This is a genomic window from Arcobacter sp. L, from assembly GCF_000284235.1.
Lineage (GTDB): Bacteria > Campylobacterota > Campylobacteria > Campylobacterales > Arcobacteraceae > Aliarcobacter > Aliarcobacter defluvii.
Genome location: NC_017192.1, coordinates 1,810,520 through 1,822,443, shown reverse-complemented (window position 1 = coordinate 1,822,443; position 11,924 = coordinate 1,810,520). Strand labels below are relative to the sequence as shown.

Here is an 11,924-nt window from a genome sequence, read left to right as displayed (position 1 = left end):
AGGTAGCTAATGAAAAAATTTGCAGAAACTCCGTTTTTACCAACTGAAGTTGAAATAGAGGCTATCAGTGATAATGAGGCTAAAATATCAGCATATCCATTTGAGGATGGTTTTGCAATTACTTTAGCACACCCTTTGAGAAGACTTTTGTTAAGTTCTTCGGTTGGCTATGCACCAATTGCAGTGAAAATTGAAGGTGCTTCTCATGAGTTTGACTCATTAAGAGGTATGCTAGAAGATATAGCTATTTTTGTTATAAATTTAAAGAATATTAAGTTTAAAATAAATGGTGATAAAGAGCAAGTAGTAGTTGAGTATTCATTCAATGGACCAAGAGGAATTAAAGGTGAAGATCTTATTAATTCTGATGTTGAAGTTGTATCAAAAGATGCTCACTTAGCTACAATTAATAGTGATTGTAATTTAACGTTTTCAGTTATTATTCAAAAAGGTATTGGTTATATGCCAAGCGAAGACATTAGAGATATTGTTGGTGCTGATTATATTCCAATTGATGCTTTCTTTACACCGGTTAAAAAAGTGGTTTATGATATTGAAAAAATGTTAGTTGAAGATAATCCTAACTTTGAAAAAGCTGTATTTACAGTACAAACAAATGGACAAATATCTCCGATAACTGCATTTAAAGAAGCAGTTTCAGTTATGTACTCACAAATGTCAGTATTTAACAAAGTATTTGATTTATCTGAAGTAACAGTGAGTGAAAGTGGTGAAGAGCCAGTTGAACTTAAAGAATTAGTTATCAAAATTGATGATTTAAATTTAAGTGCTAGAAGTTTCAATTCTTTAGATAGAGCTGGACTAAAATACTTAGGTGAATTAGTACTTATGAGTGAAGTTGAAGTAAAAAATATTAAGAATCTTGGGAAAAAATCTTATGATGAGATTGCTGAAAAATTAGAATCTTTAGGATACCCAGTTGAAAATACACTTCCAGAAAATGTTGCTTCTGCATTAAGAAGAAAATTAGAGCAACTAAAAGCATAATTAAGGGTTTAATATGAGACATAAGCATGGATATAGAAAGTTAAGTAGAACTTCTTCTCATAGAAAAGCATTGTTAAAAAATATGGCAATTGCAATCATTGAAAGAGAAAAAATCGAAACAACTGTACCTAAAGCAAAAGAATTAAAAAGATATATTGAAAAATTAGTAACTGTTGCAAGAAATGCTGATTTAAATACACATAGATATGTATTTGCAGCTTTACAAAGTAAAGAAGCTACTAAAAAATTAATTAATGAAATTGCACCAAAATACGAAGGTAGAAATGGTGGATATACTTCTATAGTAAAAACTAGAATAAGAAGAGGTGATGCTACACCAATGGCATTCATCTCATTTGTATAATAGTTTTTTATTTTTAATTTGAAAGGGATAGAATTAAGTTTCTATCCCTTTTTTTATTCTCAAATTAATTTCTTAAAAATCTTTTCCTAACCTTTTTTTAATTAACTTTTTGATATTATTTCGCGCAATACTACAACTGTAAAATCATAGGAGAACCGATTGATAACTCTAAAAGAAGCACTAACTTTAGGTAGTGATGATATAAAAAAATTAAGAGATGATTTAACTTCAAAAATAAAAGAAAACAATATAGGTGCTTATGTTGAACAATTAGTTTCGACAGAAATTTCAAAAACTGGTGCAGGTATACCAATCGCTATTAAAGATAATATTAATGTTAAAAATTGGGAAATTACTTGTTCTAGTAATATTTTAAAAGGCTATATTTCACCATATAATGCAACTGTAATTAATAAATTAGAAAAAGCTGGATTATCTCCTTTTGGAAGAACAAATATGGATGAATTTGCAATGGGAAGTTCTACTGAATCTTCTTGTTATGGAAAAACATTAAATCCTATTGACAATACAAAAGTTCCAGGTGGAAGCTCAGGTGGTTCAGCTGCAGCAGTTGCTGCTGGAATTGCTATTGCAGCACTTGGTACAGATACAGGTGGAAGTATTAGACAACCTGCAGCTTATTGTGGGTGTGTTGGAATGAAACCAACTTATGGAAGAGTTTCAAGATATGGAATAACTGCTTATTCATCTTCACTTGATCAATGTGGACCAATTACTCAAAATGTTGAAGATGCAGCAATTTTATATGATATTATTTCTGGATATGATCCAATGGATTCAACTTCTGCAAATATTGAATATGAAGCAGTTACTCCTAGATTAGATTCAAATAAAAAATTAACTATTGCAGTTATTGATAATTTTGTATCACAAGCTAGTCCAGCAATTCAAAAAGGTTTTTCAAAAGCAATAAGTGCTTTAGAAAAAGCTGGACATAAAATAATTCATAAAAATATGTTAGATACAGATAAAATAGTTTCAACTTATTATATTGTAGCAACTGCAGAAGCAAGTGCAAATTTGGCTAGATTTGATGGTGTTAGATTTGGAAATAGAAAAGGTGAAGGTGGACTTAAAGATATGTATGTTCAAACAAAATCACAAGGTTTTGGTTCTGAAGTACAAAAAAGAATTATGTTAGGTTCTTTTGTATTAAGTTCTGGATATTATGATGCTTATTATATAAAAGCTCAAAAAGTAAGACATTTAATTAAAGATGAATATTCAGCAATCTTTGCAGAAGCTGATTTAATATTATCTCCAGTTGCACCAACAACTGCACCTGAATTTGGTTCATTTAAAACATCATTAGAGATGTATTTGAGTGATATTTATACAATTTCTATTAATCTTGCTGGACTTCCAGCTATCTCTTTACCTGTTGATAAAGATGAAAATGGAATGCCTGTGGGATTACAATTTATTGCAAAAGCTTATGATGAACAAACTTTGTTTGATGGTGCTTTATCTTTAGAAAAAGCAATTAACTATATAAAATAAATATTAACCAGGATAATAAAATGAGAATAAGAAAAAGAGCATTAACATTTGAGGATGTACTTTTAGTACCAGCTAAATCAGAAGTTTTACCAAAAGAAGTTTGTATCAAAACTAAACTTACAAAAAAAATCGAATTAAATATTCCTTTTATAAGTGCTGCAATGGATACTGTTACTGAATATGAAGCAGCAATAGCAATGGCAAGACTTGGTGGAATTGGAGTTATTCATAAAAATATGGATATAGAAACTCAAGTATTACAATGTAAAAAAGTAAAAAAATCTGAATCTGGTATGATTATTGATCCAATTACAATACAACCATCTCAAACTTTACAAGATGCAGAAGATATCATGGCATCTTATAAAATTTCAGGTGTACCTGTTGTTGATGATAATGGTATTTTAGTGGGAATTTTAACAAATAGAGATATGAGATTTACAAAAGACTTTACTCAAAAAGCCAAAGATAAAATGACTGTTATGCCACTAATTACTGCAAAAGAAGGTACAACTTTAGAAGAAGCAGCAGATATTATGCATGCTAATAAAATTGAAAAATTACCAATTGTTGATACAAATAATAAATTAATTGGATTAATTACAATTAAAGATATCAATAAAAAAAGAGAATATCCAAATGCAAACAAAGATGAATTTGGAAGATTAAGAGTAGGTGCAGCAATTGGTGTTGGTCAGCTAGATCGTGCAAGAGCATTAGTCGCTGTTGGTGTTGATGTTTTAGTTTTAGATTCTGCTCATGGACATTCAAAAGGTATTTTAGATACAGTTAAAGCAATTAAAGCTGAAATGGATGTACAGATTATTGCTGGAAATGTTGCAACGGCAGAAGCAACAGCTGATTTAATTGCTTGTGGAGCTGATGCTGTTAAAGTTGGAATTGGACCTGGAAGTATTTGTACAACTAGAATTGTAGCAGGAGTTGGGGTTCCTCAAATTTCTGCAATTGATGAATGTGCAGCTGAAGGTGCAAAAACTGGAACTCCAATTATCGCTGATGGTGGAATTAAATATTCAGGAGATGTTGCAAAAGCATTAGCTGTAGGTGCAAGTTCAGTTATGATGGGAAGTGCTTTAGCTGGAACAGAAGAATCTCCTGGTGAAGTTGTATTATTCCAAGGAAGAAAATTCAAAACATATAGAGGAATGGGTTCAATAGGAGCTATGACTAAAGGAAGTACAGATAGATATTTCCAAGAAGGAACAGCTGCTGATAAACTTGTACCTGAAGGAATAGAAGGAAGAGTTGCATTTAGAGGAAGTATAGCAGATATTATTCATCAAATGGTTGGTGGATTAAGAAGTTCTATGGGATATTTAGGTTCTAAAGATATTCCAACATTCCAAGAAAGAGCAGAATTTGTAGAAATTACAAGTGCAGGATTAAGAGAATCTCATGTACATGATGTAACAATTACAAATGAAGCTCCTAACTATCATATTTAAATTTTGAAAGCAGAATATATCAATTCTGCTTCAAACTACATATTAAAAAATTCTATTTAAAATCTATAATTAAGTTAATTACCATATAATAAATGTTTTATTCAAAATAATTATAAAGGATTATACTTATGAAAATTGCAGTTTTTTGTGGATCAAGTTCAGGAAATAATATTAAATATATAGAGGCTACAAAATCATTAGGAAAATTCTTTGCTCAAAATAATATTGATATTGTTTATGGTGGAGGAAAAGTTGGTCTAATGGGTGTTATTGCTGATTCTGTTATAGAAAATGGTGGTAAAGTTTATGGAGTAATCCCTGAAAAATTAAAAAATAAAGAATTAGCTCATACAGGAATTACAGAACTTTATGTTGTAAACACAATGCATGAACGAAAAGCTATGATGGCTGATATGGCAGATGCATTTGTTACTCTTCCTGGTGGTGCAGGAACTCTCGAAGAAATATTTGAAGCTTGGACGTGGGCACAACTTGGGTATCACAATAAAGCTTGTGCTTTTTATAATATAGATGGTTTTTATGATAAATTGTTTGAGTTGATTGATTCTATGTGTTTATCGGGATTTTTGAAACAAGATTATTCTGAAATGCTTATAAATACAGATAATGAAAAAGAACTATTAAAATCTTTAGAAAATTATAAATCTCCTAAAAACAAATGGTAAAAAAGAGTTTAATAAAACTCTTTTTTAGATTATTAACTCACCTTTTTGTGTATTTCTTACTTCATCAATTTTAAAACATTCATTTGCAATATTTCTTGCAGTTGTATTTGTATATTGATTTATTAATTTATGTATAGTTTTTATTTCATCTTTATCAAATAAAGTTTCATCAAAATCTTCTTCCATTTTAATAAAATTCAATTCAATAAATTTTTCTTTTTTTTCAACAGCAATATCTAAATAATCCAATAATTCTTGCATTAAAAAAATTCTTTCATCATCTTCTTCCAAATCTTCTTCATTTGCTACAATATCAAATAATTCACTAAGAATAACAGGTTCTGGATGTCTAGTTCCTTTTATATAATCTTCATTAAATATTTTTTTACCACAATATTTCAAATGATTATAATCTATTAAAAAAAGTATGATTGATACTTTTTTATCATTTAAGTGTTTTACTTGTTTATGTAACATATATAAAATTACATTTGCTACTTTTGTCATGTCTATATTCAAAAAAAATCCTTTGTTTATCTAATGGAAGTATATAATATAAAAAATAAATTATCTATTTTCAATAAATTTAAAAATTGCGCCATCTTCACTATTTATAATAATCATTTTTTTATTATTTTTATTTGCAATTTCTTTAGCCATTTTTATACCAATACCTCTATATCTTTCTTCTTTCATTTCTTCTATTAATGTTGAATCAATTTTTCCACAATTATCTTCAAATTCAATCTCTTCTTGACTTAATGAAATTAAAATTTGAGGATTCTTTATCTCTCTTTTTTCAGCTATATTTATTGAGTTAATTATAAGATTTATCCAAACTTGCATCCATTCATTTCTAATTCCATTTATTTTAATTGTGAAATCTCCAATAAAATTTATTTCTAAATTAGAATATTTTATTTTTGTATCTATGATACTTAAAGCACTTTTTATTGAATCATAAACTTCAAAATTTAATGTATTTAATGAAGGTTTATAATAATCTAAAAAATTCTGCATAGTTTCTGACATAAAATCTAAACTTTTTTCTATTTCTAAAGTACTTTTATTTAGGAATTCTTTAGATATATCTTTTTCTTGTAAGATTCTTGCTCTTAAATTTAGATTTATATATCCAATTTTTGTAAGAGAATCTCTCCATTGATGAGATATATTTCCAATTAAATTTCCAAGTTCTGCTTGTTTATTTTGTCTAAACATTAAATCTTGCTGAGTAGAATTTTTTTCTATTTCTATTGCTATTTTTTTTCTTAATTGATGATTCCATAGTAATACAACAATAACAATTAAAATAATAAATATTAAAATATAAATAAACACTGATAAATATTTTGTTTCAGATGGAATTTTTACAGATATATGATTATTTACTATGTGTTCTAGCTCTTTTTTACTTATTGTTTTTATAGCTTTATTCAATATATTTCTTAATAAGTCTTCATCTTTTAAAACACCAATTCTAAGTATGTTTTTATATTCTAAAGGTTGAGAGATAATTTTAAGATTAAATAAACCATTTTTCTTAATAGTATGAGCAGTAACAATTAAAGATCTAATTGTAAAATCAGCCTTTTTGTTTTCTACAAATTTAAAAGCCTCATCTTCTGAATTTGTTGGAATAATTACCAAATTAGGAAAATCTTTTTGAAATCTCTCACTCATAGCTGTGTCTTTTGGCAAGGCTATTGACGCTTTGATTTTTGATAAATCTTTTATATCTTCATTCTCAATTCTTCCAACAATCACATTTGGATCTTCAAAAATTGGTTCTGTAAAATTTAACCATTCTTTTCTCTTTTGTGTCTCATTTAAAAAACTTAATATATCACATTTTTTTTCTTTTGAAAAAATAATACTCTCTTCCCAAGATTTTGTAGGAATAAGTTCTATTTCTATACCTAATTTTGAAGAGATTAAATTTATAATATCAGCAGCAATTCCTTCATGTTCACCTTTTTCATTTATCTTTTCAAATGGCTCCCAATCGGGATCTGTACACATTGTGATTACTCTTTTTTTAGCTAAATAATTTTTTTCATCTTTTGTTAAATTTATATTAGAAATTTTTTCATATTCTTCTGAATTAATCCATTTCCTTTTTAAACTAATAATCTCTTTTTCACTAATTTGTTCTTTGCCTTTTTCTAATAAATCTCTTAATATAATATTATTTTTATTTGTTGCTAAATACATCTTAAGATTAAATCTATCATCATCTATTGAAAAACCTGGTTTTAAATTTGAGATATGATTATTTTGTATATAATAATTTCCAACAGCAAAATTATCTACTGCTCCATCAGCCTCTCCAAAAGCAACTTTCTCTAATGCTTCAAGGGAATCTTTAACTAAAAGTAATTTAATATCAGGATAATATGCTTTTAAAAGCTCTTCTTCATAAAATCCTTTTATTACTGCAAGTGTTTTTCCCCTGAAATCTTCTATATTCTTTAAGTTTATATCACTCTTTTTTATAAAAATTGTATCTATGGCTTTTACATAATCACTTGTAAAAATAAAATCTTTTTCTCTTTGTGCTGTTTTTGAAATATTTAACATTACGTCTATTTCATCTTTTTTTAACTTTTCTATAAATTCGTTCCAACTATAACCTGAAATATACTCTATATTTATTCCTAGTTTTGAAGCTACCAAATCCATATATTCTATTGAAAAACCTGTTGGCTTTCCTTTTAAATTATAATTAAATGGTGGCCAGTTTGATTCATTGTGTACTTTTATTGTTGGATGCTTTTTTAAATACTCTTTTTCTTCTTTTGAAAATGGTATTAATCTTTTATAATTGTCCCTTAAATAATAAGAATCTAATGCAAAAGTAATATTTAAATTTTTATCAACTAAACCTAATTTTGTATATAAATCAGCATTTAGTTTTATTAATTCAGGAGCTATAGCTCCTATTTTAAATATGTTTGTTTTAAATATCTGTTCAGTTTGATTCGCCTCATATAATAAAGATTCTTTTGTTTTTCTTTTTGTGTATTTATTATAAATTAAATCAACTATCTCTTCCTTATTTTTAAAAGCATATTCCCAACCTTTATTTGTTGCTTCAATAAAATTTTCAACCATTTCTGGATTTTTATTTATAATATTTTCACTTGTAAATAATTCAACATCATAAGAATATATTCCAAAATTTGCAGGATTTAATATATTATATTTAATTCCTAATTTGTCCAACTCATAAGGTTGTGAAGTGATAAAAATACTCATAGCATCAACTTCACCATTTACAAATTTGTCAATTTTATAATCATGATTAATTAAAGTAAAACTATCAGAAGTTATTCCATAATCTTTTAACATAACTCCTAAACTTGTATGACCCATTTCCCAATCTAAAGCCATGATTTTTTTGTTTTTTAAATCAGCAGGAGTTTTAATATGAGGTTTTGTAACTAATGCTAAAGCATTTTGTTTAAAATAAGAAGCAATTAAAATAACAGGTTTATTTTTTAATCTTTCTAAAATAAGAGCAGAAGAAGAGATACCAAAAGTAGATTTTCCGTCAATAACATCTTGACTAATGTTTATACCATCTTGAAACTCTTTGATTTGAAGATCTAAACCGACATCTTTGTAATAACCTTTTTCTAATGCAGTATAAAATCCTGCAAATTCAAATTGATGTTTCCATTCTAGTTGTAAAGAGACTTTTTCTAAGTTCCCATATAGTAAATTATTTGATATTATTGTCAGTATAAATAGTAGTTTTATTACTTTTTTCATATTTTCCTTAAATAATCATTTTATAACCAATATCAGGAATTGTATGTAAAAAATTTTTTCCAAATCTTTTTCTAATTCTTAATATAAAATTATTTAAAGCACTATCACTCATTGGTTCATATTCATAAACAAATTGAATAAACATATCTTTTGTTATGATTCTTTTTTTATTTTCACATAACATTTCAAAAAATAAGATTTCTTTTTTGTTTAATTCAAAAATTTCATTTTGCTTTATTACTCTTTTTAACTCTTTATCATATTTGAAAGAATCTTTTAACTCTATTATGGTTTGATTATTAAATTTAATTTTATGTTCACATTTTTCTAAACTTTCAATTAAAGCATTGAAATTTATTGGTTTTATTAAATAACCACTTAAATTTAAAGTCATTGCTTTAAATAATAAATCTTCATCTTTATAGCCTGAAAGTATTAAAATAGGCATTTCATTGTTAGTTTCTCTAAATTTTTTAATAAAATCAAGACCTGATTCATTTTTTAAATTTATATCAGAGATTATTAAATCAATTTTCTCATTTTCTAAAATTTTAAAAGCCTCTTCAATATTTTTTGCAATAAAAGTTTTTTTAACAAACATATTAAATAAAGAAATTGCATTTTCAATAAATTCATCATTGTCTTCTAATAATAAGAGATATTTATCATTAAAAAATTGCATAATAAGCCTTTCAATATCATTATTTAAATATTAATAATAATATATTTAAATCTCAAATACATCTCAAAAAAAGATAAAAAAAATTAATTTTTGTGACTTTGCTGAGAAATTAGAATGTTACCATAACATCATAATAAATCAAAAACAAGAGTAGAAGGAAACAATTATGAGAAAAGTAACAAGGATAGCTGCAATATCAATAGTAACATCGTTTGTAATAACAGGTTGTGCTGTAAAACCTGAAATGATGAAAAAAGAAGATATACAAGAACAAGTAAAAAAAGATTTAAATGTATTAAATGAAGTTGTCCTACCCGTAACAAAACCAATATCTTTGGATGAAGCGATAGAGAGGGGATTAAAATATAATTTACAAAAAAAAGTAAAAGTATTAGAGAGTGCTTTATCACAAAAACAACTAGATTTAGTTTATTATGATATGTTACCAGGATTAACAGCAGCAGCAGGATATTCAGAAAGAAATAACTATGCAGCAAGTGCAAGTACATCGTTCATTGATGGGAATCCACAACCATTAGGAAGTAATCCTTCATATTCAGTATCTCAAGATAAAGAAAGAGTGACAACAGATATAGGATTTAGTTGGAATATATTAGATTTTGGATTGTCTTATGTAAGAGCACAACAACAAGCAGATAAATTTTTAATAGCAAAAGAAAAAGAGAAAAAAGTTGAACATAACTTAACACAAGATATAAGAAGAGCCTACTACCAAGCAGTTTCAGCACAAGATTTATTAAAAAGAATACAACCAATGATGGTAGAAGTAAAACAAGCATTAAATGACTCAAAACAAATACAAGATCAAAGAGTAGGGAAATCTCCAATGGAAGCTCTTTCTTATCAAAGAGAGTTGTTAGATATCTTAAGATCATTACATACACTAGAAAGTGGTCTGATTTCAGCAAAAATAGAATTAGCAGAATTAATGGGATTAAAACCAGGGATAGAATTTGAATTAGCAGATAAAGTAGAAAAAGATTATGTAATTCCAGAATTTCATATGAATCTAGATGAAATGGAAAAAATAGCATTAGAAAATAGACCAGAAGTAACAGAGAGTAGATATCAAGAAAGAATATCTGAAAAAGAGATAACAGCAGCTAAACTTAAAATGTTACCAGGAATTAATCTAAATGCATCATTGTCTTATGATGATAGTGATTATTTACTAAATAATGATTGGTACTCTTATGGAGCAAATGTTTCATGGAATCTTTTAAATGTATTTAAAGGTAATGAAATGAATAAATTAGCAAAAACTCAAGTAGAAGTAGCAAAAGAACAAAAATTAGCACTTTCAATGGCAGTATTATCTCAAGTACACCTTTCAATAGTGAAATTTAATCAAGCTAAAAAAGAGTACACACTTGCAAAAGAGTATTTGAATGTAGCAGATGATATTTATAACTTAACAGAAGTAGAAAATAATCTAAATATAAATAGTAGATTGATTTTAATAAAAGAAAAATTAAATAATATCCTAGCAACTTTAAGATACTCATCAGCTTATGCAAATGTACAAAATAGTTATGGAAGAATCTTTGCTTCTTTAGGAGTTGAAGAGAATAATAAAAAAGAAATAGAAAATAAAAAGACTGAAACAGCTTTAATCAAAGTAGATGATAGTGTAAAAAAAGTTGAAGTAAAAAATTAAAGGTTATCTAAATGAAAAAATTTCTAAGTTCAGTTTTGTTGATTTCAACTACTTTATATGCAAATGAAAATTTAACAGCAAGAGCAGTAATAGTTTCTCTTGATAAAACAGTTCTCTCAAGTGAAATAGCAGGAGAAATAATAGAATTATCAAAACAAGAAGGTGATGCCTTTAAAAAAGGTGAATCATTGATAAAAATAGATTGCTCAATATATAAAGCTCAAAAAAGAAAAATTGAAGTTGAAAAAAATATAGCAAAACTAGAACTAGAGAAAAATAAAAAATTAGATACTTATGGTTCAGTAGGTACTTTTGAAATACAAATTTCTCAAGAAAATTTTAATAAACAAAAAGCTGAGAGTGATATAGCTAGTATAAATGTATCAAGATGTGAAATAAAAGCACCATTTGATGGAAGAATAGCATCTAAAAAAGTATCAAAATATCAAAGTATTAAACCTCAAGATGAACTTTTAGAAATAGTAGGATTAGATAATCTTGAAGCAAAAGTAGTTGTGCCTTCTTCTTGGCTTGTATGGTTAAAAAGAGGTACTCAATTTGATTTGAATATTGATGAAACAAAAACAAGTGTAAAAGCACAAATAGTACAAATAGATTCGATTGTTGATCCAACAAGTCAATCTATAACAGTAAGAGCGAAATTGTTAAAACCATTTGAAAATATTATTCCAGGTATGAGTGCAACAGCTAACTTTTACCAAGAAAACAACTAATATCAAGGATA

The 11,924-nt window shown here is 26.7% G+C and carries 10 protein-coding genes; 7 read left to right on the top strand and 3 right to left on the bottom strand.

Translation table 11 applies throughout. The annotated features are described in order from the left end of the window. Positions 1–9: 9 nt before the first annotated feature. From ABLL_RS08980 to ABLL_RS08960, 5 genes are all read left to right on the top strand, one after another. Positions 10–1,008 (top strand): DNA-directed RNA polymerase subunit alpha, encoded by a 999-nt coding sequence (locus ABLL_RS08980; RefSeq protein ID WP_014474479.1) that lies wholly within the window; start codon positions 10–12, stop codon positions 1,006–1,008. A 13-nt stretch (positions 1,009–1,021) separates the two neighbouring features. Then, complete coding sequence (gene rplQ, locus ABLL_RS08975; RefSeq protein WP_014474478.1) at positions 1,022–1,372, top strand: 50S ribosomal protein L17; 351 nt, start codon at positions 1,022–1,024, stop codon at positions 1,370–1,372. A 159-nt stretch (positions 1,373–1,531) separates the two neighbouring features. Continuing rightward, positions 1,532–2,893, top strand: coding sequence for an Asp-tRNA(Asn)/Glu-tRNA(Gln) amidotransferase subunit GatA (gene gatA / locus ABLL_RS08970; RefSeq protein WP_014474477.1), 1,362 nt, complete (start codon positions 1,532–1,534; stop codon positions 2,891–2,893). A 20-nt stretch (positions 2,894–2,913) separates the two neighbouring features. Continuing rightward, positions 2,914–4,359 (top strand): IMP dehydrogenase, encoded by a 1,446-nt coding sequence (gene guaB / locus ABLL_RS08965; RefSeq protein WP_014474476.1) that lies wholly within the window; start codon positions 2,914–2,916, stop codon positions 4,357–4,359. A 128-nt stretch (positions 4,360–4,487) separates the two neighbouring features. Next, positions 4,488–5,045: a TIGR00730 family Rossman fold protein gene (locus ABLL_RS08960; protein ID WP_014474475.1), complete on the top strand. Its 558-nt coding sequence runs from the start codon at positions 4,488–4,490 to the stop codon at positions 5,043–5,045. 24 nt (positions 5,046–5,069) lie between these two features. On the opposite strand, the gene ABLL_RS08955 is transcribed toward ABLL_RS08960, so the two are convergent. The 3 genes from ABLL_RS08955 to ABLL_RS08945 are packed head-to-tail and all read right to left on the bottom strand — an operon-like array spanning position 5,070 to position 9,501. Further along, positions 5,070–5,564: a type II toxin-antitoxin system antitoxin SocA domain-containing protein gene (locus tag ABLL_RS08955; protein WP_014474474.1), complete on the bottom strand. Its 495-nt coding sequence runs from the start codon at positions 5,562–5,564 to the stop codon at positions 5,070–5,072. Between the two features lie 48 nt (positions 5,565–5,612). After that, a complete protein-coding gene (locus tag ABLL_RS14925; protein WP_014474473.1) occupies positions 5,613–8,819 on the bottom strand; it encodes an ABC transporter substrate-binding protein in 3,207 nt (1,068 codons plus the stop codon). A 7-nt stretch (positions 8,820–8,826) separates the two neighbouring features. Further along, positions 8,827–9,501 carry a response regulator transcription factor gene (locus ABLL_RS08945; RefSeq protein WP_014474472.1) on the bottom strand — a complete coding sequence of 225 codons (675 nt, stop codon included), beginning with the start codon at positions 9,499–9,501 and terminating at the stop codon, positions 8,827–8,829. Positions 9,502–9,667: 166 nt separating this feature from the next. On the opposite strand from ABLL_RS08945, the gene ABLL_RS08940 reads away from it, so the two are divergent. After that, positions 9,668–11,179: a TolC family protein gene (locus tag ABLL_RS08940; RefSeq protein ID WP_014474471.1), complete on the top strand. Its 1,512-nt coding sequence runs from the start codon at positions 9,668–9,670 to the stop codon at positions 11,177–11,179. Between the two features lie 11 nt (positions 11,180–11,190). Further along, positions 11,191–11,913: an efflux RND transporter periplasmic adaptor subunit gene (locus ABLL_RS08935; RefSeq protein ID WP_014474470.1), complete on the top strand. Its 723-nt coding sequence runs from the start codon at positions 11,191–11,193 to the stop codon at positions 11,911–11,913. The last annotated feature ends 11 nt before the right edge of the window (positions 11,914–11,924 follow it).

Coding starts and splice junctions, on each gene's coding strand:
- ABLL_RS08980 (WP_014474479.1), top strand. CDS start 10: ATGAAAAAATTTGCAGAAACTCCGTTTTTACCAACTGAAGTTGAAATA.
- rplQ (WP_014474478.1), top strand. CDS start 1,022: ATGAGACATAAGCATGGATATAGAAAGTTAAGTAGAACTTCTTCTCAT.
- guaB (WP_014474476.1), top strand. CDS start 2,914: ATGAGAATAAGAAAAAGAGCATTAACATTTGAGGATGTACTTTTAGTA.
- ABLL_RS08960 (WP_014474475.1), top strand. CDS start 4,488: ATGAAAATTGCAGTTTTTTGTGGATCAAGTTCAGGAAATAATATTAAA.
- ABLL_RS14925 (WP_014474473.1), bottom strand. CDS start 8,819: ATGAAAAAAGTAATAAAACTACTATTTATACTGACAATAATATCAAAT.
- ABLL_RS08945 (WP_014474472.1), bottom strand. CDS start 9,501: ATGCAATTTTTTAATGATAAATATCTCTTATTATTAGAAGACAATGAT.
- ABLL_RS08940 (WP_014474471.1), top strand. CDS start 9,668: ATGAGAAAAGTAACAAGGATAGCTGCAATATCAATAGTAACATCGTTT.
- ABLL_RS08935 (WP_014474470.1), top strand. CDS start 11,191: ATGAAAAAATTTCTAAGTTCAGTTTTGTTGATTTCAACTACTTTATAT.